The organism is Vibrio sp. 10N.222.55.A1 (assembly GCF_041473835.1).
Classification (GTDB): domain Bacteria; phylum Pseudomonadota; class Gammaproteobacteria; order Enterobacterales; family Vibrionaceae; genus Vibrio; species Vibrio crassostreae_C.
Genome location: NZ_JBFRSX010000051.1, coordinates 27,457 through 48,682, shown reverse-complemented (window position 1 = coordinate 48,682; position 21,226 = coordinate 27,457). Strand labels below are relative to the sequence as shown.

General features: G+C 45.3%; 15 protein-coding genes, 6 tRNA genes and 1 rRNA gene. 15 read left to right on the top strand and 7 right to left on the bottom strand.

The window, feature by feature from the left end:
* Together rrf and AB4493_RS16055 are read left to right on the top strand one after the other, a co-directional pair.
* A 5S ribosomal RNA gene (rrf, locus tag AB4493_RS16060) occupies positions 1-110 on the top strand; the annotation flags it as partial.
* A 71-nt stretch (positions 111-181) separates the two neighbouring features.
* Positions 182-272 (top strand) — tRNA-Ser (locus tag AB4493_RS16055).
* A gap of 116 nt (positions 273-388) precedes the next feature.
* Here AB4493_RS16055 and ilvY read toward each other — a convergent pair.
* Positions 389-1,279 (bottom strand): HTH-type transcriptional activator IlvY, encoded by an 891-nt coding sequence (gene ilvY, locus AB4493_RS16050; protein ID WP_017061966.1) that lies wholly within the window; start codon positions 1,277-1,279, stop codon positions 389-391.
* 146 nt (positions 1,280-1,425) lie between these two features.
* On the opposite strand from ilvY, the gene ilvC reads away from it, so the two are divergent.
* A complete protein-coding gene (gene ilvC, locus AB4493_RS16045; RefSeq protein ID WP_017061965.1) occupies positions 1,426-2,910 on the top strand; it encodes a ketol-acid reductoisomerase in 1,485 nt (494 codons plus the stop codon).
* 162 nt (positions 2,911-3,072) lie between these two features.
* Here the strand turns inward: ilvC and ubiK are convergent, their stop codons facing one another.
* The 4 genes from ubiK to AB4493_RS16025 form a co-directional block, all read right to left on the bottom strand.
* Positions 3,073-3,324 carry a ubiquinone biosynthesis accessory factor UbiK gene (gene ubiK, locus AB4493_RS16040; RefSeq protein ID WP_017061964.1) on the bottom strand — a complete coding sequence of 84 codons (252 nt, stop codon included), beginning with the start codon at positions 3,322-3,324 and terminating at the stop codon, positions 3,073-3,075.
* Positions 3,325-3,443: 119 nt separating this feature from the next.
* Positions 3,444-6,572 carry a multidrug efflux RND transporter permease subunit gene (locus AB4493_RS16035; protein WP_017061963.1) on the bottom strand — a complete coding sequence of 1,043 codons (3,129 nt, stop codon included), beginning with the start codon at positions 6,570-6,572 and terminating at the stop codon, positions 3,444-3,446.
* A gap of 11 nt (positions 6,573-6,583) precedes the next feature.
* Positions 6,584-7,690, bottom strand: a complete 1,107-nt coding sequence (locus AB4493_RS16030) for an efflux RND transporter periplasmic adaptor subunit (RefSeq protein WP_017069625.1) — start codon at positions 7,688-7,690, stop codon at positions 6,584-6,586.
* 18 nt (positions 7,691-7,708) lie between these two features.
* On the bottom strand, positions 7,709-8,290 hold the full coding sequence (locus tag AB4493_RS16025; RefSeq protein ID WP_017061961.1) for a TetR/AcrR family transcriptional regulator: 582 nt from the start codon (positions 8,288-8,290) through the stop codon (positions 7,709-7,711).
* A 180-nt stretch (positions 8,291-8,470) separates the two neighbouring features.
* Here AB4493_RS16025 and rep point away from each other — a divergent pair, with 180 nt between their 5' ends.
* Positions 8,471-10,489: a DNA helicase Rep gene (gene rep, locus AB4493_RS16020; RefSeq protein ID WP_372155411.1), complete on the top strand. Its 2,019-nt coding sequence runs from the start codon at positions 8,471-8,473 to the stop codon at positions 10,487-10,489.
* An 81-nt stretch (positions 10,490-10,570) separates the two neighbouring features.
* On the opposite strand, the gene AB4493_RS16015 is transcribed toward rep, so the two are convergent.
* A complete protein-coding gene (locus tag AB4493_RS16015; protein WP_017063036.1) occupies positions 10,571-10,984 on the bottom strand; it encodes a cytochrome c5 family protein in 414 nt (137 codons plus the stop codon).
* 298 nt (positions 10,985-11,282) lie between these two features.
* Here AB4493_RS16015 and AB4493_RS16010 point away from each other — a divergent pair.
* From AB4493_RS16010 to AB4493_RS15960, 11 genes are all read left to right on the top strand, one after another.
* Positions 11,283-11,359 (top strand) — tRNA-Arg (locus AB4493_RS16010).
* A gap of 48 nt (positions 11,360-11,407) precedes the next feature.
* A tRNA-His gene (locus AB4493_RS16005) sits at positions 11,408-11,483 on the top strand.
* Positions 11,484-11,560: 77 nt separating this feature from the next.
* Positions 11,561-11,637: transfer RNA gene (locus tag AB4493_RS16000), tRNA-Pro, on the top strand.
* Positions 11,638-11,681: 44 nt separating this feature from the next.
* Positions 11,682-11,757, top strand: a tRNA-His gene (locus AB4493_RS15995).
* A 55-nt stretch (positions 11,758-11,812) separates the two neighbouring features.
* Positions 11,813-11,889: transfer RNA gene (locus AB4493_RS15990), tRNA-Pro, on the top strand.
* Between the two features lie 890 nt (positions 11,890-12,779).
* Positions 12,780-14,507, top strand: coding sequence for an ABC transporter ATP-binding protein (locus AB4493_RS15985; RefSeq protein ID WP_017060132.1), 1,728 nt, complete (start codon positions 12,780-12,782; stop codon positions 14,505-14,507).
* A gap of 94 nt (positions 14,508-14,601) precedes the next feature.
* Positions 14,602-16,155 (top strand): ABC transporter substrate-binding protein, encoded by a 1,554-nt coding sequence (locus tag AB4493_RS15980; RefSeq protein WP_017060133.1) that lies wholly within the window; start codon positions 14,602-14,604, stop codon positions 16,153-16,155.
* Between the two features lie 178 nt (positions 16,156-16,333).
* Positions 16,334-17,311 (top strand): ABC transporter permease, encoded by a 978-nt coding sequence (locus AB4493_RS15975; protein WP_010433413.1) that lies wholly within the window; start codon positions 16,334-16,336, stop codon positions 17,309-17,311.
* Between the two features lie 2 nt (positions 17,312-17,313).
* Positions 17,314-18,252 carry an ABC transporter permease gene (locus AB4493_RS15970; RefSeq protein ID WP_017060135.1) on the top strand — a complete coding sequence of 313 codons (939 nt, stop codon included), beginning with the start codon at positions 17,314-17,316 and terminating at the stop codon, positions 18,250-18,252.
* Between the two features lie 187 nt (positions 18,253-18,439).
* Entirely contained in the window at positions 18,440-19,402 is a 963-nt protein-coding gene (locus tag AB4493_RS15965) for an SPOR domain-containing protein (RefSeq protein ID WP_372155409.1), read from the top strand.
* A gap of 198 nt (positions 19,403-19,600) precedes the next feature.
* Positions 19,601-20,842, top strand: a complete 1,242-nt coding sequence (locus AB4493_RS15960) for an NADH:ubiquinone reductase (Na(+)-transporting) subunit B (RefSeq protein ID WP_372155407.1) — start codon at positions 19,601-19,603, stop codon at positions 20,840-20,842.
* 92 nt (positions 20,843-20,934) lie between these two features.
* Here AB4493_RS15960 and AB4493_RS15955 read toward each other — a convergent pair whose 3' ends face one another.
* Positions 20,935-21,186, bottom strand: coding sequence for a DUF6482 family protein (locus AB4493_RS15955; RefSeq protein ID WP_017103429.1), 252 nt, complete (start codon positions 21,184-21,186; stop codon positions 20,935-20,937).
* Positions 21,187-21,226 lie beyond the last annotated feature (40 nt).

The following is a 21,226-nucleotide window of genomic DNA, read 5'->3' as shown; positions in this document are numbered from 1 at the left end:
GACCATAGCATTGTGGACCCACCTGATTCCATGCCGAACTCAGAAGTGAAACACAATAGCGCCGATGGTAGTGTGGGGCTTCCCCATGTGAGAGTAGGACATCGCCAGGCTTTAAATATCGTTACCTGTGTATACATGTAACAACATCTACAGTGTACTAATCTGTTGATGACAATTTTTTGGAGGGATGGCTGAGTGGTCGAAAGCACCGGTCTTGAAAACCGGCAACCGTTAATAGCGGTTCTAGGGTTCAAATCCCTATCCCTCCACCACCATTAGAAAGCCCGCTGAGAAATCAGCGGGCTTTTTTCTTATCTGCGATATACATAAATAAAAGGGGAAGGGCACTGACGTGCTCTTCCCTTTTTTGTATTTAAAACAATGACGACTAGTCCGCTAAATATTTCCCTTCTGCAACTTGCCAGAACGCTCGAATTAGAGGGTTATCTAGCTGTGCTCGCTTACAACATACGCCTAACTCAAATGGCTTGATAGGTTCTATCTTTAAGCGGCTAACTTTATCTCTTACTGGACTGTTGTTTATGACCACATCAGGTGCGATGCCAACTCCACATCCTAGTGCCACCATACTTACAATCGCCTCATGGCCAGAAACTTGCGCGTATATGTTGGGTTTTATCTTCATCTTTTTAAACCATGCATTGGCTCGTTCACGCGCTGTTCCTGCTTCTGGGATGATAAAGGGCACTTCATTCCAGTTTGGCTTATCGGATTGCAGTTGTTGGCTAAAGCTACTCACACCAGATGGAATGATGACTGACAGTGGAATATCGCTGATGGTTTCGAATTCTAACCTTGAAGGAAGGATGTCTGGCTTTGCTGAAATCGCGATATCCGCTTCATCGTTTAAGATCTTGTCGATGGATTGAGCTGGATCACCAGTAGAGAGCTTAAATTCAATATACGGATGAATAGCCCTAAATTCGGTTATGAGTTCAGGTAGGTGACTGTAGCTAGCCGTTACTGAACAAAATATACGGATCTCACCTTTAAGTTCTTGCTCTCCGCCCTTCAGGTGAAGGTTATATTGCTGCCACTCTCCCACGATGCTCAATGCTACAGGCAATAGGTGTTTTCCTGCTGGGGTAAGATCAACACTGCGGTTGTCTCTGATTAGCAGTTCTTGTCCTGTTTCCTCTTCAAGCTTTTGTATCTGACGGCTCAGCGCTGAAGGACTGACGTGCATAGCAGCAGCGGTTTTGCTGAAACTCTTGCTGTCGCATAAATGTATAAATAATTGTAGAGATTTTATGTTCATGTTCTGCGATCGTTTCCATGTTGCATTTATTGCAATAACTAATTGTGAATATATCACTTTCAGCAACGGAGTGTCTGTTTTAGTATGAAGTCATTCGATAGAGAGATATCGACCTTACGGACTTATTTTTAAAGGAGTGCCCTAGAATGGCTAACTATTTCAATACATTAAACCTTCGTGAACAACTAGACCAATTAGGTCGTTGCCGCTTTATGGATCGTGAAGAATTCGCGACAGAAGCTGAATACCTTGAAGGTAAGAAAATCGTAATTGTTGGTTGTGGTGCTCAAGGTCTAAACCAAGGTCTAAATATGCGTGATTCTGGTCTAGACGTATCTTACGCTCTACGCCAAGCGGCAATTGATGAAAAGCGTCAATCATTCAAAAATGCTGATGAAAACGGCTTTGTTGTGGGTAGCTACGAAACGCTAATCCCTCAAGCAGACCTAGTAATCAACCTTACTCCTGATAAGCAACACACAAACGTTGTTGAAACAGTAATGCCTCTAATGAAGCAAGGCGCTGCTCTTGGTTACTCTCACGGCTTCAACGTTGTGGAAGAAGGCATGCAATTACGTGCTGACCTTACTGTAGTAATGGTTGCACCTAAGTGTCCAGGCTCTGAAGTTCGCGAAGAGTACAAACGTGGCTTCGGTGTACCAACACTTATCGCTGTTCACCCAGAAAACGACCCTAAAGGCGAAGGTTGGGATATCGCTAAAGCTTGGGCTGCAGGTACTGGTGGTCACCGTGCAGGTTGCCTAGAGTCTTCTTTCGTAGCAGAAGTTAAATCTGACCTGATGGGTGAGCAAACTATCCTTTGTGGCATGCTACAAGCGGGTTCTATCGTATCTTACGAGAAGATGATTGCTGATGGCATCGAACCTGGCTACGCAGGCAAGCTTCTACAATACGGTTGGGAAACGATTACTGAAGCACTTAAGTTTGGTGGCGTAACTCACATGATGGATCGCCTATCTAACCCGGCTAAAGTTAAAGCGTTTGAGCTTTCTGAAGAGCTTAAAGACCTAATGCGTCCGCTTTACAACAAGCACATGGATGACATCATCTCTGGTCACTTCTCTAGCACAATGATGGCTGACTGGGCGAACGATGACGTGAACCTACTAGGCTGGCGTGAAGAGACAGGCGAAACTGCATTCGAAAACTACCCAGCTTCTGACGTAGAAATCTCAGAGCAAGAGTACTTCGACAACGGTATCCTAATGGTTGCTATGGTTCGTGCCGGTGTTGAGCTAGCATTCGAAGCTATGACGGCATCAGGCATCATTGATGAGTCTGCTTACTACGAATCTCTACATGAGCTTCCACTAATCGCAAACACAGTTGCTCGTAAGCGTCTTTACGAAATGAACGTTGTAATCTCTGATACTGCTGAGTACGGTAACTACCTATTCGCTAACGTAGCAACACCGCTACTACGTGAGAAGTTCATGCCTTCAGTAGCAACGGACGTCATCGGCCGTGGTCTAGGTGAGACATCTAACCAAGTTGATAACGCTAAGCTAATTGAAGTAAACGAAGCTATCCGTAACCACCCTGTAGAATACATTGGTGAAGAGCTACGTAGCTACATGAGCGACATGAAGCGTATCGCTGTTGGCGGTTAATCTTCCAGTTCATCACTGAATAAAAATAGCCCTGAACATTTGTTCGGGGCTTTTTTATGCTTGCAACTATTTTACCGGTGAAGGCTTGATAGATTGAGGAAAAAATAAAGGCTTACCCGAAGGTAAGCCTTTATTCGAACTTGAACTGATTGAAAAAAATGACTATTTATCTGAAAGCTTTGCTTCTAGTTCAGCCAGTTTTTGTTCCATTTCAGTGAGCTTCTGGCGAGTGCGAAGCAGTACTTGTGTTTGAACATCAAACTCTTCACGGCTCACAACGTCTAGCTTGTTGAGTTGGCCTTGGATAACTTGGCGAACTTTTTGGTCTACGTCTGAACCAAGCTCTTTTACTGGTTGAGGCATAGAATCGTGGATCTGCTTAGCAATTTGCTCTAGTTTTTTTGGATCAAACATATCAATTAAAACTCCTGAATATTTATCACTATTCTATTTAATCACATCAAAGATGTCGCCTATGGCGTACAAAAAAAGGCCACCGAAGTAGCCTTTTTATTGTTAATACGACAGGGAAATTACTTATTGTTAGCTAATTCTCTGTGCGCCGCTTTTGCTTCATCAACACGGGCCAGCTTCTCGAGATCTTTATCTTCGAGGAAAACTGGAATTGGTTTATGTTTTTCGGCTAAGTAGCTATAAATAACCGGCAGAACAAACAGCGTAAACAGCGTACCAATCGCCAGACCAGCAACGATAACAATACCGATACTAAAGCGCTGAGCTGCACCTGCACCCGTGGCGTACATCAATGGGATCAGGCCTGCAATCATCGCCGCTGTTGTCATTAGGATTGGACGTAGACGTACCCTTGCCGCCTCCATAACCGCCTCTTTGCGTGATAATTTATTATGCAGCTGCTCTTCTTTTGCTACCTCACAGATCAAGATACCGTGCTTGGTAATCAGACCAACCAAGGTAATCAGCCCCACTTGCGAGTAGATGTTCATCGTCGCTGCGCCCCAAGCGAGCGCAATCAATGCACCACATATTGCGAGTGGCACCGACACCATGATAACCAATGGATCTTTTAACGACTCAAATTGAATCGCCAGAACCAAGAAGATGATCGCCAGTGCTAAACCGAACGTCACATACAGTGCGCTGCCTTCTGTTACAAACTGACGCGACTCACCCATGTAGTCATGGTTATAGCCTGCAGGTAATTTGGTTTGGGCAATGTTTTCAAACCAGTTTACCGCATCACCCATCGCCGCGCCCGGCATAGGAACCGCACCGACCGTCGCTGAGTTCAACTGGTTGAAGTGAGGAAGAGAGCGAGGCTCTGCCACCACATCAATTGTTACCAAGCTACCGAGAGGAACAGCATCACCATTGCTGGCTCGAACGTAGTAATGATTCATTGACTCTGGGTTTAAGCGGAACTTACGCTCAACCTGAGGGATCACTTCATAAGAACGACCGTTGAGGTCAATACGGTTAACGTAACCATCCGACATCATGGTGCTTAGGGTGACACCGATATCTTGCATCGTTACCCCATAAGCGCCCGCCATATCTTTATCAATTTGAATCTTCATCGTTGCTGAATCGTAGTTCAAATCAAGGTCAGAGTAGACAAAGAGAGGGCTATCTTTCACATCCGTTAAAATATCGGTTGCGATAGCGAATAAGCTCTCAAAGCTGCTTGGTGTGGTAATCACAAACTGGAGTGGTAGACCAGAACCGGCACCCGGCAACTCTGGCATTTGGAACGCGGTTACTGCCATGCCTGGGATATCTTGTAGCAATCCACTGATACGGTTCGTTACCTCAGATTGGCTAGCCGTGCGCTCACTCCATGGCACCATTGAGGCAATACCAAATGCTTGGTTTGAGTTTGGTACACCAGTGAAGGATTGAGCGTATTGGATTTCAGGCTGGGTCACCAAGATACCGCTCACGTCATCCATCGTGTTACTTAGGTAGTCTAGGTTAGCCGTTGATTGACCAGTACCAATCATCATCACCACCCCTTTATCTTCTGCAGGGGCAAGTTCACTTGGGATGAATTTAAACAGCATCGGCAAGCTTAAAAATACAATGACCGCAAAGCCAATGATAACCGGACGATGATCCATGATCGCATGCAGCATCTTAGAGTAACGGCCTGTCATACGATCAAGTACGCTGTGTACCTTCAGTTCAAACTTACTCGGCTGTGCATTTTCTTTTAGCAGCTTTGAACACATCATTGGAGACAGTGTTAAAGCGATGATTCCAGAAACAAATACCGCGCCAGCGAGGGTTAATGCGAACTCTTTAAACAGCGAGCCTGTGATACCACCCATCATTGCGATAGGGGCATAAACCGCGCCCAATGTCAGTGTCATTGCAATAACCGGTACTGCAATTTCACGGGTACCAATGATGGCAGCCCTGAAAGGAGATTCCCCCAATTTGACGTGTCGATCGACGTTTTCCAGTACTACGATTGCATCATCAACCACTAGACCGATTGCTAATACCATCGCCAGTAGCGTCATTAAGTTCCATGAGAAACCCATGACTTGCATCACCATCGCAACACCAACCAGCGATAAAGGGATGGTTACGATAGGAATGATAACCGCACGCAATGAGCCTAAGAATAGCGTGATAACCACTAATACAATCAGCGCGGCTTCAACAATCGTGTGTATAACCTCTTGAATGGATTCATTAATCGCAATGGTTGAGTCATACATGATATTCATGCTGATATTGCTTGGTAGGTTTCGCTCCAACTCAGGATACAGCTGCATAACATCAGCAGCAATGTTGATCGGGTTAGCACTTGGCGCTGCATTGATGGCGGTTACAACCGTTTGTTTGCCATTAGCACTTGCGCGAACCACATCGTGGCTTTTTTCTAGTGAAACCTTAGCAATATCACCTAAGCGAACAATAGAACCGCCATTTTGACTGGTTTTGACCACCAACCTTTCTAATTCATCGGTATTGGTTACTTGGGTATTGGCACTGCCGTTGTACAGCATAAACTCACCAATTGCTTGGCCAGTTGCTGATTGGTAGTTGTTTGCATTAAGCACCGTCATCACGTCAGTGGCTGTCAGGTTTAATGCTGCCATTTTGGAAGGATCAAGCCATACACGTAATGCGTATTTGATCCCGCCGTACAAGTCGACCTTTGATACGCCATTAACGGTAAACAGTTGTGGGTTAACCACTCGCTCAAGGTAGTCGGTAATTTGGCTTGCAGAGAGTTCATCACTCGTAAAACCAATGTAGAGTACCGCCGTTGTTGAACCGGTAGACATAGTTACGGTTGGATCTTCGGCTTCTTTAGGAAGCTGAGAACGTACCGAGTTAGTCTTGGCCAGTATGTCAGACAGCGCGGCATTCGGGTCGGTATTGAGCTTCATATTGACCGTAATAGTCGAGCTACCGAGTACGGACTGCGACGTCATATAATCAATATTATCGGCTTGAGCGATCGCTTGTTCTAATGGCTGAGTTATAAAGCCTTGGATCAGATCGGCACTGGCACCGTAATAGCTCGTCGTGACCGTCACGATCGTATTTGTCATGTCTGGGTATTCACGAACCTGCATTTTGAAGATTGCTTGGAAGCCAAGCAATGCGATCAAAAAGCTGATTGAAATAGCCAGAACTGGACGTTTAATAAAAACATCAGTAAAGCGCATGATTCCTCCAATTACAGCATTGGTGTTTCAGCTGGCGGCGTCGTTGCATCACTTTCTACAACTCGAACTTTAGCATTGTTACTTAAACGAACTTGACCCGTTGTCACGACAACATCGCCAGGCTCTACGCCTTCCAGTATGTGAGCAATACTTTCTGTACGTTCACCTACTTTCACCACTTGTTGTTTCACACGCTGCACACCATCTTCTTCACGTAAAATATAAACATTGTCACCGTAAAGTGTGAAAGTGATGGCCGTCTGAGGCAGTGTCACTTGGTTTGCTAGTTTAGGTAGAATGATGTTAGCGCGCGCAAACATACCGCTACGTAACTTACCATCGTTGTTTGGGATATCGGCTTGTACTTGGATAAGACCACTTTGGATGCTAACCGCAGGCTCAATGGCACTAATAGAACCTTTAAACGGTTTTTCTGGGTATGCATCAACGAAGATGTCGATCGCCTGACCAACCTCAATACGAGAGATGTCATTTTGAGAAATAGTGAAGCGTAGGCGCATAACACTGGTGTCTTCTAGGCGAACGATGTCAGTGCCAGATTGTAGGTATTGGCCTAGATACACATTACGAATACCGACAGTGCCGTCAAACGGAGCGCGGATCTCGCGACGGGCAATCGATGCTTTAAGGCTTTCAATATCAGCCGCTAACGATAAGAAATTAGCTTCTGCTTCATCGAAGGCTTCCTTAGAGATAGAGCCTTTCTTGAATAGCCCTTGGTAGCGCTTGTATTTAGCTTCAGCAGCCGGTAAGCGTGCCTCAGAGCTTTTTAGATTGGCTTTCTCTACATCAGAATCAAGGCGGATCAGTTGTTGGTCATTTTTAACCTCAGTACCTGATTCGAAAGAAATTTGATCGATAACACCGCTGGTTTCGTTCGCTAGTGTCACACCTTGGTTAGGTTCGATGAAGCCGATAGCTTCAATCACTGGAACCCAGTCGATCGGCTGAACTTCAGTTACCGTTACTGGAAACTCTGGTTCAGGGCGGTTGGCCATATACTCAGCAATTTTTTGTTGTTTGAACATGTTAAACCCAATAACGCTGCCGAAAAGTAGTACAGCGATGAGTAACATGAAGAAAGTCCACTTTTTCATTATGGTCAAAACTCCGATCTAGTGTTTAATTATTGCGTCCCAACTGGCTTCGATTGCAGATTCTAGTTCTGCCTCATCAAGTTGGTAAAATCCTAAAGAATGCTTGCGTGCTAGAGAAACACTAGCCGCCAAGCTCAATCCACCTAATACTTCATTGTTAAGTGGTTTAAACAATCCTTGTTCTTTCCCCTCATTAAATAGCAGCTCAACTTGGGCAAACATTTTACGTTCTAGTTCCCTGAAGTTTAGGCTATTTGTGATGGGTAGAGAGTCATACTGAACCCGATTTTTTATTGCGGCTAAATTCGTTCCTGCTAAGTTCCATATGTTCAACCACATAGTACGGTAGCGTTGTTTAATTGGATCCGAATCATTAACCCCTTGTTGAACAGCATCAGCTACTCTTTGAGTCACGAGCATTCGAACATCTTCTATCAAATGCTCTTTATCATCGAAGTAGCGATAGATAGTGCCTGCAGCCACTCCCGCTTCTTTGGCTAATTTTTGCATTGAAAGGCCTTGGAAACCGACCTCTGCAATTAGCTTTTCAGCTGCAGAAAGTATTTGCTGGCGTTTATCCCGAGGTGCATGAGTTGTCATATTTCAACCACCAATGAATGAACGTTCATTCATTATAGCCTAATAACCACACACATGTGCAACAAAGTTTTACATAATCAGCGTAAAAATCTTGTATAAGAGAACGTAGCATTCGTGCTGTTGCAGCATTATTATAGGCGCGCAATTGAATTCGCCCCTCTAGACCAAACTGAGAATCAAATGAAACTGAACCCAAGACAAGATGAAGCCGTGAAATATGTTTCGGGCCCCTGCTTAGTATTAGCGGGCGCTGGATCCGGTAAAACACGTGTTATCACCAATAAAATTGCTTATCTGGTTCAGGAATGTGGCTATAAGGCGCGTAATATTGCGGCGGTGACCTTTACTAATAAAGCGGCACGCGAGATGAAAGAGCGTGTTGGGCAAACTCTAGGTAAGGGCGAATCGAAAGGGCTGATTGTTTCGACTTTTCATACCATGGGCTTAACCATCATTCGCCGTGAATACAAAGCGCTGGGTTTGAAAGCGGGTTTCTCTCTGTTTGATGACCAAGACCAGTTAGCTTTGTTAAAAGAGTTAACAGAGAGACAGATCGATGGTGATAAGGATTTGCTACGCGCTTTAATGAGCACCATTTCGAATTGGAAAAATGACATGCTGACGCCAGATCAGGCGAAAGCACGTGCTCAAGGCGAACAAGAGCAGTTGTTTGCATTCTGTTTTGAGATGTACCAGAAACAGATGAAGGCATACAACGCACTCGATTTTGATGATCTGATCGCGATGCCTGTATTACTACTGAAAACCAATCAAGAGGTGCGTGAGCGCTGGCAGTCGCGTATCCGCTATTTACTGGTCGATGAATACCAAGATACCAACACCAGCCAATATGAGTTGGTTCGTTTACTGGTGGGAGAGCGTGGTCGCTTGACGGTAGTAGGTGACGATGACCAATCTATCTATTCATGGCGTGGTGCAAAACCGCAAAACTTGGTGTTGCTGGGTGAGGACTATCCAAATCTTCGCTTGATCAAACTCGAGCAAAACTATCGCTCAACCAGCCGAATATTACGTGCGGCGAACATCTTGATCGCCAACAACCCACACGTTTATGAAAAGTCACTATTCTCAGAGATCCCAGACGGTGAAAAGCTCAAGGTACTGAATGCTAAGAATGAAGAGCATGAAGCAGAGCGTATTACCGGCGAGATCATCGCCCACAAGTTTTTGAACCGTACTGAATACAAAGATTACGCAGTGCTTTACCGTGGTAACCACCAATCACGCTTGATTGAAAAAGCGCTGATGCAGAACCGTGTGCCTTACAAGATCTCTGGCGGTACCTCTTTCTTCGCGAGAGCCGAGATTAAAGACATCATGGCTTACCTGCGTGTGTTGGTGAACCCTGATGATGACAACGCCTTCCTACGTATTGTAAACACACCGCGCCGAGAGATTGGTCCGGTGACGCTTGAGAAGTTAGGCAGCTACGCCAATATGCGTGGCAAGAGCTTGTTTGAAGCCAGCTTTGAGATGGGCTTAGAGCAGACACTGACGGGGCGTGGTTTAGAAAATTTGCGCCGCTTCGGTGACTGGATTGTTCGTATCTCAGACAATGCCGAGCGTGGTAATACGGTTGAAGCCGTTCGTTCTTTGGTTCGTGACATCAACTACGAAGATTGGTTGTACGAAACCTCAGCGAGCCCGAAAGCCGCTGAAATGCGAATGAAGAACGTCTCTGATCTGTATAGCTGGATTGTGGCCGATCTTGAGGGTGACAACTACGATAAAGAAGAGAAAACCCTGCGCGAGGTGGTTCAACGTTTAACGCTGCGCGATATGATGGAGCGTGGTGAGGATGATGACGATGCAGATCAAGTCCAATTAATGACATTGCATGCATCGAAAGGTCTAGAGTTCCCATATGTATTCCTGATGGGTGCAGAAGAGGGCATCTTGCCGCACCAAACCAGTGTCGATGAAGGCAACGTAGAAGAAGAACGTCGTCTTATGTATGTGGGGATTACTCGAGCGCAGAAAGAGCTGACTTTTACTAAGTGTCGTGAACGTCGTCAATATGGTGAATTAATAAAGCCAACACAAAGCCGCTTCCTCGATGAGCTGCCGCACGATGATGTGGAGTGGGAAAGCGCTAAGAAGCCTCAATCCGCTGAAGAAAGAATGGAAAAAGGGCAGGCGCACATTGCGAATATTCGAGCGATGTTCAACAAGAAGTAATGCCCTACTTTAATCGCACTATATAGAAGCCAATAAAAAAGGTGACCATGAGGTCACCTTTTCTGAATCTGGCATTTTTAATTACAGACCGGCAATCATGTGCTCGATAGCATCTTTGATTTCGTCGTCTGAACAATCCATACATGAACCTTTCGCTGGCATCGCATTGAAGCCGTTGATTGCGTGGTCAGCTAGAATGTCGCGACCTTGAGCAATGCGAGGACCCCAGTCACCAGCATCACCTGTTTTAGGTGCGCCACTTACGCCAGATGCGTGACAAGCGATACAAAAGGTACCGTAAACTGCTGCGCCATCACGAGGGCCTGTTGGTTCTGCGGCTACTGGCTCGCTGCCGACTAGGTAAACTTGGCCAACTGGTTTGATGCGTTCAGCAATTGCATCGTGCTCCGCTTCGCTTAGGCCTGCAGCCATTGCGCCAGTTGAAAAGGTTAAAACTGCGATGACAACGCTTAAAATTCGACGAGACATATCCATTAAACTCACTTTACATTCCCAAGGTAAGTACATGCTTACCAATTTATAGTGTTGGAAGGGTGTTTTGGCTTTAACCAGCAAAGAGCAACTGTTAAACCAATGTAAATAATGGGTGATTATATCCCGATAAGTTGTTGCAATAAACAACAACTTATAAGCTGTGGCGGGTTGTAGTACTCAAATAAGGGGTTTATCACATATTAACTGTCGAAAAAGAGACCAAACAGAAAAAAAAGTTAAAAAAGTACTAGACGGCATTGGGTGATATACGTATTATTCCACTCCGCCGACAGGGCATGCGCCTGTAGCTCAGCTGGATAGAGCGTTGGCCTCCGGAGCCAAAGGCCGAAGGTTCGAATCCTTTCAGGCGCGCCATCCGGTCTCTTACTTCGGTAAGTGAGAAATTGGCAAAAAGAAATAATGGTGGCTATAGCTCAGTTGGTAGAGCCCTGGATTGTGATTCCGGTGGTCGCGAGTTCGAATCTCGTTAGCCACCCCATTCTTTCTTTACAAAATATCGGTAGCTTCGGCTTCCAGTGTTGATTCATTATTCCCAAGAGTCGATACAAAACTAGTCGGTGAATAGCGCAGCTTGGTAGCGCATCTGGTTTGGGACCAGAGGGTCGGGGGTTCGAATCCCTCTTCACCGACCACTATTTCAATAATCGCTTTTAAGCGGTTATATAAAAAATTAGTGGTGGCTATAGCTCAGTTGGTAGAGCCCTGGATTGTGATTCCGGTGGTCGCGAGTTCGAATCTCGTTAGCCACCCCATTAATTTTGGTAGCTTCTTTGAAGTTCCCGGTTTGAGAAATCAAACGAAACGTCTCGGTGAATAGCGCAGCTTGGTAGCGCATCTGGTTTGGGACCAGAGGGTCGGGGGTTCGAATCCCTCTTCACCGACCACCTTAAGAAGCCCTAGTCGAAAGACTAGGGCTTTTTTACATCTGAAACTTAGATAACTTGAACAGAGTGGGGTTCGCCTGATGTTCAAAGAATGTCTCTTCACTGATCACTTAAGAAGCCTCAACTAGCTGTCCGCGTCAGAAATGACGGGGCTTCTTACATCTATCTCCCCTTCTTATATAAGACAGATTCCTAACGATCTGCTTGATAATGGTGCTGCTACAGAGTTGCTTTCTTTATCAAATGTACAGTTCTATATCTAATTTTATATAAATGGAGTGCTCAATAATTCGACATATTAATGGGTTTGGTCTAAAGACTTTTATGAAAAGTGAAACCTGACCCTAAATTTGCTCACTAAGGCCTGAATTTGACAGCTTTGTACGCATTTGGTCGTTCAAAAACTCCTCTGATTTATTAGGCCTTTCGTTTGTCTGTTTTGTATTTACCAAAATAATACAGATGGTTAAATGTATGGCTAATTAACGTTTATCTGGTTGTTTTATTTGTTCAAATTAACAAAATTAGCGTTTGTTTCTATAGTGTTAATTGTTTTTTGGAATAATTATTTGTTTTTAGTGACTGGTAGTGAGATCTGCTTTGAAGCACGGCTTTAACTCTACAAGTAAGTAGTGGTAAGGAGTTTGTGAGTATTTCTTGCCGATAATATAATGTTGATTTTTCTTACTATATGCTCTTTTGGTGAATAGTTATGTGGCACTTTTGCTTGCTAAGCGTTTAATGTCGACTTTTTATCCTATTTTTGTTGCTTTTCTGTGAATTATTTGCCAAATTGTCAACCGTATAAAATATCAGAACAATATTCTGGTAAGAATGGATTCAATTTTGCAGACAGGGCAGAAAGCTGCCAAAGCAGTAGAGGTCTGGTAATGTCACTTTTAGAAGTAAAAAATCTTCGTATCGAATACCCATCTCGTCATGGAGTTCACGCCGCAGTTAAATCACTTTCGTTCAACATTGAACGTGGTGAGATTGTTGGTGTTGTAGGCGAGTCTGGTGCAGGTAAATCAACAGTAGGTAATGCTGTGATCGATTTGCTGAGCCCTCCTGGCCGCATTGCTAGCGGCGAGGTATTTCTGGATGGCGAAAAAGTCTCTGGTTTATCTCCTGAACAGATGCGTTCTGTTCGCGGCTCAAAGATTGGTTTTATCTTCCAAGACCCAATGACTTCTCTTAACCCTCTATTCACAGTAGAACAGCAGTTAAAAGAGACGATTCATGCCAACATGAAGGTTTCGGATCAAGAAGCCTACCAGCGCTCATTAGACTTGATGAACCAAGTGGGTATCCCACAACCAGAAAACCGTTTAAAGCAGTACCCTCACCAATTCTCTGGCGGTATGCGTCAGCGTGTGGTTATCGCGATCGCATTGGCAGGTGAACCTGACCTAATCATCGCAGATGAACCAACAACAGCACTGGATGTTTCTATCCAAGACCAGATCTTGGGTTTGATTCGCGACCTATGTATTAAGAAGAACGTAGGTTGCATGTTGGTCACGCACGACATGGGCGTGGTATCTAACGTTACCGACCGCGTAGCCGTTATGTATCGTGGTGACTTAGTTGAGTTTGGCCCAACAGCGAAAGTTCTGGGTACTCCTGAGCACCCATATACACACAGTCTTATCTCTGCGGTTCCTCGTTCGGATCGCAAACTCGATCGTTTCCCTCTTGTTAGCTACATCGAAGAAGCACAAGAGATGGAACCATTGGATGTGAAGAACCACTGGTTAGGTCAAAGCCAAGATCACCGTGATTACACTGGCCCTCTGTTGAACGTTGAGAACGTAAACTTACGCTTTACTACCAAAGATTCTTTCTTTGAGAGCCGTCGTGAGTACGTTCAAGCATCAAACAACGTGAGCTTTGAAGTGCATGAAGGTGAGACGTTTGGTTTAGTAGGTGAATCAGGTTCAGGTAAATCAACGATTGCTCGTGTGATTGCTGGCTTGTACGCACCAAACTCAGGCAAGGTAACGTTTGAAGGCGTTGATCTTACTGGTCTGAAATCTGAAAAAGAACGTCGCCCTATGCGTCGTCAAATGCAGATGGTTTTCCAAAACCCTTACACATCAATGAACCCTCGAATGAAGATATTCGACATCATTGCTGAACCTATCCGATTCCATAAGCTTACTCGCAACGAAAATGAAACTCGTCAGATCGTGAACGACCTGCTAGAGCACGTGGGTTTAGGCAAAATGGCTGGGGTGAAGTACCCACACGAATTCTCAGGTGGTCAACGTCAGCGTATTTCTATCGCTCGCGCTTTGGCGACTCGCCCACGTCTTTTGATTTGTGATGAACCAACATCGGCACTGGACGTGTCGGTACAGGCTCAGATTCTTAACCTACTAAAAGACTTACAAGACGAGCTAAACCTAACCATGCTGTTCATCAGTCACGATCTACCGGTTATTCGCCAAATGTGTGACCGTGTTGGTGTGATGCAGATGGGGACATTATTGGAGGTTGCGCCAACGGAGCAGCTGTTCCAATCACCTCAGCATGAATACAGCAAACAACTGATTTCTTTAATGCCTGAATTTACAGGCTTAAGAGAAGAAAAAGCAGTGGCACAAGCCGCGGTATAAAAATCAGCAGGCTGGAGTTTAGCTTGCTAACAACAATAAACAGACGCAAATACAACAACTAGGGATCTGGATTCCCGCATGAAGGAGTTATGCAATGAAAACCATGAAAAGCAAATTAGCAGTAGCTTTAATGGCAGCTGGCCTAAGCTTTAGTGCAGCAGCAGCAGATATTACCGTTGGCTACGCAGCTGACCCAGTATCACTTGACCCGCACGAGCAGCTGTCTGGTGGCACACTGCAAATGTCTCACATGGTGTTTGACCCTCTAGTACGTTTCACTCAAGAGATGGATTTTGAAGGCCGCCTAGCATCTAGCTGGGAGCGTGTTGATGAAACGACTTTCCGCTTCAACCTACGTAAAGGTGTGAAATTCCATTCTGGTAACGAACTGACTGCTGATGATGTTGTGTGGACTTTTGAACGTCTACAAGCTTCTCCAGACTTTAAGTCTATCTTCACGCCATACGAAAAAATGGTAAAAGTGGATGACTACACAGTTGAGCTAGTATCAAAAGCGGCTTACCCACTAGTACTACAAACAGCAACTTACATCTTCCCAATGGACAGCAAGTTCTACTCTGGCCAAACAGCGGAAGGTAAAGACAAGTCTGAGCTAGTTAAGCACGGTAACTCGTTTGCTTCGACTAACGTTTCAGGTACTGGTCCATTTATCGTAACGCAGCGTGAGCAAGGCGTTAAAGTAACGTTCGAGCGTTTCAACGATTACTGGGACACAGAAACTGAAGGCAACGTAGACAAGCTAACACTTGTGCCAATCAAAGAAGACGCGACACGTGTTGCAGCACTTCTTTCTGGCGACGTTGATATGATTCACCCAGTAGCACCAAACGATCACAAGCGTGTTAAAAACGCTAAGAACATCGATCTAGTGACGCTACCTGGTACTCGTATCATCACGTTCCAAATGAACCAAAACAGCAACGAAGCACTTAAAGATGTTCGCGTTCGTCAGGCGATTGTTCACGCAATCAACAACGAAGGTATCGTTAAGAAGATCATGAAAGGCTTCGCAACAGCCGCTGGTCAGCAAAGCCCAACAGGCTACGCGGGTCACAACGAAGACCTAGTTCCTCGTTACGATCTGAAAAAAGCGAAAGAGCTGATGAAAGAAGCGGGCTACGAAGATGGCTTTACGCTAACTATGATGGCTCCAAACAACCGTTACGTGAACGATGCGAAAGTAGCGCAAGCGTCTGCGGCAATGCTGTCTAAGATTGGTATCAAAGTTGATCTTAAAACTATGCCTAAAGCACAGTACTGGCCTGAGTTTGACCTATGTTCAGCAGACATGATGATGATCGGCTGGCACTCAGATACAGAAGATTCAGCTAACTTCAACGAGTTCCTAACTATGACTCGTAACGAAGAGACTGGCCGTGGTCAATACAACTGTTCTGGCTACTCAAACCCAGAAATGGATGCGATCGTAGAAGCTTCTAACACTGAAACTGACCCAGTTAAGCGTGCTGAAATGCTGAAAGGCGTTGAAGCAACACTTTACAACGACGCAGCATTCGTACCGCTACACTGGCAAAGTGAAGCGTGGGGCGCGAAGTCTAACGTAGGTGCAGCAGACGTAGTAAACCCAATGGTTATGCCTTACTTCGGCGACCTAGTTGTAAAATAATCTAGCTTGCTAGAATCGAGAGCCTGAAGCTTTTCAGGCTCTCAAATTATTAAGATATAGATTTAAGTTTCGGTATTTGGTCTTCCTTCAGTCTGGCTAAATACCTTTTTTAAGACTGAATTTTGTTATCTAGTCGCGGATTTCGACTAGATAGTCATGGATAGATAAGGGGCAAGGAATGGTTACGTTTCTGGTCAAGCGCCTGTTTCAGGCACTGATAGTGATGTTTGTGATCAGTTTGGTGGCGTTTGCCATTCAGGATAACCTGGGCGACCCGTTACGTGAGTTAGTCGGTCAATCTGTTTCAGAGTCGGAGCGTCAAGCGCTACGTGATGAACTCGGCTTAAATGATCCCTTCGTTACAAAATACTCTCGCTTTATAGGCGCAGCCCTACAAGGTGATCTTGGTACTTCATATTTCTTTAAACGCCCTGCTGTGGACGTAATTCTAGATAAACTGGTCGCGACACTGGAGCTTGTGTTCGGTGCTTCTCTGATCATTGTTTGTCTGTCGATTCCATTAGGCGTTTATTCTGCAATACACCCAAAAAGTTTCTTCACTAAGCTTGTGATGGCCGGTAGTAGTATCGGTATCTCTGTGCCTGTTTTCTTAACTGCAATCATGCTGATGTATGTGTTCTCTATCGAGCTAGGTTGGCTGCCGTCGTTTGGACGTGGTGAGACCGCAAACTGGTTTGGTTGGGAGTCTGGCTTCTTAACACTAGATGGCCTTGCACACTTAGTTCTGCCGAGTATTGCTTTGGCATCTATCATGCTGCCGCTGTTCATTCGTCTAGTGCGTTCTGAAATGCTAGAGGTTCTTAGTTCTGAATACATCAAGTTTGGTAAAGCAAAAGGCCTAGCGCTGAACAAGATTTACTACCAACACGCTTTGAAGAACACAATGTTACCTGTACTAACGGTAGGTGGTGTTCAAATCGGTACTATGGTGGCTTACACCATTCTTACTGAAACTGTATTCCAGTGGCCGGGCACCGGCTTCCTATTCCTTGAAGCGATTAACCGAGTGGATACTCCACTGATTACCGCATACGTTATTTTCGTTGGCTTGATCTTCGTAGTAACTAACACCATTGTTGACCTGCTTTACGGCATCATTAACCCAACAGTGAACATCACAGGGAAAGGAGCATAATCATGGAACAAACAACAACAGCTCCATCTCGTTGGGAGCGATTCAAGCAGTCAGACATTCTGTACTACTTCTTACGTGACAAAGTGGCAATGGTGAGCTTCGCTATCTTTGCAGCTTTCCTTGTTATGGCATTAGCGGCACCTATTCTAGCGCCAACAGACCCGTATGACGTGACGTCTATCGACATCATGGATTCTGAGTTGCCACCATCTTGGATGGAAGACGGCGAAGAACGCTTCCTACTGGGTACTGATGAGCAGGGTCGTGACATCTTATCTACGATGCTTTACGGCTCGCGTCTGTCATTGACGATCGGTTTCCTAGCGGTAGGTCTTCAGCTGACTCTCGGTATCATCATTGGCTTGTCTGCAGGTTACTTCGGTGGTCGTATTGATAGCTTCCTGATGCGTTTTGCCGATGTTCAGCTTTCGTTCTCAACCATGATGGTTGCGATCATTGTCTCGGCCATCTTTAAGGCGAGTTTCGGTAGTGACTTCTACGCGCAATATGCGGTTGTTATGCTGGTGGTGATCATCGGTATTGCTGAATGGCCGCAGTATGCTCGTACGATTCGTGCATCGGTATTGGCAGAGAAGAAGAAAGAGTACGTAGAAGCGGCACGTGTGATGGGCTTTAGAGCGCCTCGTATCATGTTCCGCCATATTCTGCCTAACTGTTTATCACCGATTTTGGTTATCTCTACGGTACAGGTGGCAAATGCCATCATGTCAGAAGCGGCACTTTCTTTCCTAGGTTTAGGTCTTCCGGTAGACCAACCATCACTCGGTGCCCTGATCAGTACTGGTTTTAACTACATTTTCTCAGGAGCATGGTGGATCACAGCATTCCCAGGTGTGCTTTTGGTAACATTGGTTCTCGTTATTAACCTATTAGGCGACTGGTTACGTGACGTGTTTAACCCGAAAATTTATAAAGGGTGATAGCCCGGTTTGATTTTTAGTAAAAAAAGTCACTAAATTAAGAGCCGTAAGCAATTACGGCTCTTTTTTTGCTTAATGGATCTGGAACTTAGTATTATTGACAGTGTCAATAATAGTTAAAATGGAATTCATGTTTTATCGACATAGATTCGGTAATAATTAGCCCGCAAGGGTTTAAGTGGTGGTTATGAAATTGACAATGAATGCTGTATGTCGTGCTGTGACGAGAAATTATCGTATGGGACTTATCGCTGCATCTCTTTTGGTATCGAGCCAAGTGAATGCAGAGTCGGTTCTATGTGATGCAACTCAGGCAAGCACCAACCAATTACCACAGCTAGAGCAATCATGTCCGATCGGTAAGGGCGTGTGGGGCAGTAAAGCACCAAAACGTCATTCAGATAACGAACTGTTTTGGGTTCAATGTGGCCTGCTGAACAAGCCTTTGTCACTGAGCCGAGCAAAGCCTCTGTATGAGAAGATCTCGACCAACGTTTGGATGAAGCCGGAAGGCGGAGACTACCGTTGCTTAATCGGACCTTATTCTACCTTCTCTGATGCGAGAAAAGACCTAGCTCAGGTGCGTAAGGTTTCTGGTTACGGTGAAGCCTTTATTCGTATGGTCGATAAGTCGAAAACCTCATCACAGCCTATTGTGGCAAAACCAGCAGAGCCAAAAGCGGTGACGCACAAGGCTCCTGCAAAAGTAGAAGCTAAGCCTGCACCGAAACCTGTGGCTACTAAGCAAGTGGCGGCGGTAGCGAGCGCTGCAGTAATTCAGACGCTACCAAGCGGTAACGCGAGTTCAGACAATGATCTAGAGATCGAGATTCGCGTGAAAGCAGACATTGCGGGTAGCCAATATGCTATTCCTTACCTTCTAGATCATCAACAACAGTTCTACATGGAGCAAGGTAAGCCTTGGAGCCGCCTAGATTACGATAGCGCTGAATTGGTGTGTAATCAGGTCAACATGAAGCTGATGAGTGAGAAGCAATGGCAAAGCATCTTGAGCTCAAAGGTTATGGAAAAACAGAACTGGCCAATGCATCTCCCTTATTGGGGCGCAGATAAGAAAGGTCTGTTTACCAACGGTAACGTCAACCAGTTGAAAGGTTCTTCATTGCTTAATGTGATGTGCGTTAAGTAACGACGACCGTTACCAAACCAAATAAGCCTCAGCCATTGCTGGGGCTTTGTTGTTTATACGCCTCTCTTTTTCGACATCGGTTCGACTTTTAGACACTCGTTCTTCAAGACGAATTTGATTAAAAATCGTTAAAAATTGTTCAAATAGCGCGGCTGATGCGTAGAAAACCATAACTCAAGTAATAAGGTGATTGAGATTATGAGTTTAAAGAAACGATTAGAAGACGTGGCTCCACGCTTTGAAGCCGGAGGGAAGTACGAAAAGCTCTACCCAGTGTATGAAGCTTTCGCGACAATATTCTATACACCCGGAAACGTAAACCGCGGTATAACCCATGTTCGTGACAGCATTGACCTAAAGCGCATCATGATTCTGGTCTGGCTGGCGACTTTCCCGGCAATGTTCTGGGGGATGTATAACGTCGGACACCAAAGCGTCCTCGCATTAACCTCCAGCTATCAACTTAACGAACTTGCCTCGGTTATTGAAAGCAGCTGGCGTCTGTCGTGGGCATTTGGTGATGCGCAGTCATTGGTGGCAAGTGGCTGGGAAAGTCAGATGTTGCTTGGTGCACTCTATTTCCTACCCGTTTATGCCACGGTGTTTGTGGTAGGTGGCTTCTGGGAGGTTTTATTTGCCGTTGTACGAAAACATGAGGTGAATGAAGGTTTCTTTGTTAGCTCGGTACTATTCGCACTCATTCTTCCGCCAACCATCCCGCTTTGGCAAGCCGCGTTAGGTATCACCTTTGGTATCGTTGTCGCCAAAGAGCTGTTCGGTGGTACAGGACGAAACTTCTTGAACCCAGCCCTTGCAGGCCGCGCGTTTCTCTATTTCGCCTATCCAGCCAACATGTCGGGTGGGCTTGTGTGGGTTGCCGCTGACGGCTATTCAGGCGCGACACCGCTGAGTCAATGGTATGAGGGTGGCAGTACTTCGCTTATCAATAATATGACTGGCGAGGCGATCACCTGGATGGATGCCTTTATCGGTAATATTCCAGGTTCGATGGGTGAGGTGTCGTCACTGCTGATCATGCTGACGGGGTTGATTTTGATTGTGATGAAGATAGCGTCTTGGCGCATTGTCGCCGGTGTGATTGTCGGCCTTGTCGTGACGTCGAGTTTACTGAACTGGATAGGGTCGGATACTAACTCGATGTTTTCGATGCCGTTTTACTGGCACTTTGTGTTGGGTGGTGTTGCCTTTGGTACCTTCTTCATGGCAACAGACCCTGTTTCTGCCGCTTTTACCAATCAGAGTAAATGGGCTTACGGGATTCTTATCGGTGTGATGACGGTTGGTATTCGCGTGCTCAACCCTGCTTATCCAGAGGGCATCATGCTGGCTATCTTGTTCGCCAACCTCTTCGCCCCACTGTTCGATTTTATTGTGAAAGAGCAAAACATCAAACGCAGGCAGAAGCGGACATTGCGTTGATTTGAGTGAATAAGAGGGAAAGTTACTCCCATAAGAAAGGCTTACATTGATGTAAGCCTTTTAATTTTTATCGCGACTGATTTGAAGTTGATTTAACTCCATTTCAAATCAATTTCGAACGGTTGGGTGTTACCACAATGCTCACCGCACATCTCGTCGTATGCACTGTTGTGTATCAGCATTGCTGACGATACGCCTTGATCACTGAAGTGGTCGCGGGCTTGGTTAACACTCAAAAACTTCATTGGGTGCTGGTGGTCGTCTTTGATTAACTGCTTTTGCTCGCCAATGATTTGGTAAGCCAAGTAGATCCCGCCTTCAAATGATTCAATGAGTAGATTCATAACAAACTCCATGTTGTTCTCGATAGTTCTTTGTTTCTGT

What these genes read in the sequence shown, in the direction of transcription:
- AB4493_RS16015 (WP_017063036.1), bottom strand. Translation starts at nt 10,984, where the DNA reads ATGGATATGTCTCGTCGAATTTTAAGCGTTGTCATCGCAGTTTTAACC.
- AB4493_RS15975 (WP_010433413.1), top strand. Translation starts at nt 16,334, where the DNA reads ATGGTTACGTTTCTGGTCAAGCGCCTGTTTCAGGCACTGATAGTGATG.
- AB4493_RS15970 (WP_017060135.1), top strand. Translation starts at nt 17,314, where the DNA reads ATGGAACAAACAACAACAGCTCCATCTCGTTGGGAGCGATTCAAGCAG.
- AB4493_RS15980 (WP_017060133.1), top strand. Translation starts at nt 14,602, where the DNA reads ATGAAAACCATGAAAAGCAAATTAGCAGTAGCTTTAATGGCAGCTGGC.
- AB4493_RS16025 (WP_017061961.1), bottom strand. Translation starts at nt 8,290, where the DNA reads ATGACAACTCATGCACCTCGGGATAAACGCCAGCAAATACTTTCTGCA.
- ilvY (WP_017061966.1), bottom strand. Translation starts at nt 1,279, where the DNA reads ATGAACATAAAATCTCTACAATTATTTATACATTTATGCGACAGCAAG.
- AB4493_RS15955 (WP_017103429.1), bottom strand. Translation starts at nt 21,186, where the DNA reads ATGAATCTACTCATTGAATCATTTGAAGGCGGGATCTACTTGGCTTAC.
- ubiK (WP_017061964.1), bottom strand. Translation starts at nt 3,324, where the DNA reads ATGTTTGATCCAAAAAAACTAGAGCAAATTGCTAAGCAGATCCACGAT.
- ilvC (WP_017061965.1), top strand. Translation starts at nt 1,426, where the DNA reads ATGGCTAACTATTTCAATACATTAAACCTTCGTGAACAACTAGACCAA.
- rep (WP_372155411.1), top strand. Translation starts at nt 8,471, where the DNA reads ATGAAACTGAACCCAAGACAAGATGAAGCCGTGAAATATGTTTCGGGC.
- AB4493_RS15965 (WP_372155409.1), top strand. Translation starts at nt 18,440, where the DNA reads ATGAAATTGACAATGAATGCTGTATGTCGTGCTGTGACGAGAAATTAT.
- AB4493_RS15985 (WP_017060132.1), top strand. Translation starts at nt 12,780, where the DNA reads ATGTCACTTTTAGAAGTAAAAAATCTTCGTATCGAATACCCATCTCGT.
- AB4493_RS16035 (WP_017061963.1), bottom strand. Translation starts at nt 6,572, where the DNA reads ATGCGCTTTACTGATGTTTTTATTAAACGTCCAGTTCTGGCTATTTCA.
- AB4493_RS16030 (WP_017069625.1), bottom strand. Translation starts at nt 7,690, where the DNA reads ATGAAAAAGTGGACTTTCTTCATGTTACTCATCGCTGTACTACTTTTC.
- AB4493_RS15960 (WP_372155407.1), top strand. Translation starts at nt 19,601, where the DNA reads ATGAGTTTAAAGAAACGATTAGAAGACGTGGCTCCACGCTTTGAAGCC.